Source organism: Bacillus sp. AF62, assembly GCF_050312695.1.
GTDB lineage: Bacteria > Bacillota > Bacilli > Bacillales > Bacillaceae_G > Bacillus_A > Bacillus_A cereus.
Genome location: NZ_JBNPJZ010000240.1, coordinates 1 through 517, shown reverse-complemented (window position 1 = coordinate 517; position 517 = coordinate 1). Strand labels below are relative to the sequence as shown.

Below are 517 nucleotides of genomic sequence, written 5' to 3'. Positions count from 1 at the left end.
TGAAAGACCTACTACAATTCCAATCATTACAGTAATTTCAAACATTACATACCACCTCCTTTCATTAAGAAAGTGAGTGCTGCGCCTATAATTCCACCTACAATAAGTCGCAAGATCCAGGTAGTATTAGCGCTAATCTTATCTAATTGCTTATTGATATTGATAATGTCTTTCTCGTTACCTGTCGTCCGCATTTCTAAACTTTTAATCTCTAAGCGAATGTCCTTAATATCTTGCTTTATTTCTTGAACATCACTTCTTACTTCTTGTAATCCTTCCACTTTGACCACCTCATTTCAAAATAAAAAGAGAGACATCTATTTGCCCTCTTTTCTTATAAAAGCCGTATTTTATGCAAAATAAAAAACAGCTTATGGCTGCTCTGGTTTCTTATCAATTAAATTTTGAAGTAACAATTGTTCTAAAACTTCAATTCTACTGTTCATTTGTTTATTTTCTTCTTTTAACTCTTGAATTTCAGCATCTTTCGCTTGTTTTTCTTCTTGAAATGCCTTTA

The 517-nt window shown here is 32.1% G+C and carries 1 protein-coding gene; it reads right to left on the bottom strand.

The features are described 5' to 3' along the window. Positions 1-44 precede the first annotated feature (44 nt). Positions 45-281, bottom strand: a complete 237-nt coding sequence (locus ACQRBL_RS32540) for a hemolysin XhlA family protein (protein WP_000398737.1) — start codon at positions 279-281, stop codon at positions 45-47. Between the last annotated feature and the right edge of the window lie 236 nt (positions 282-517).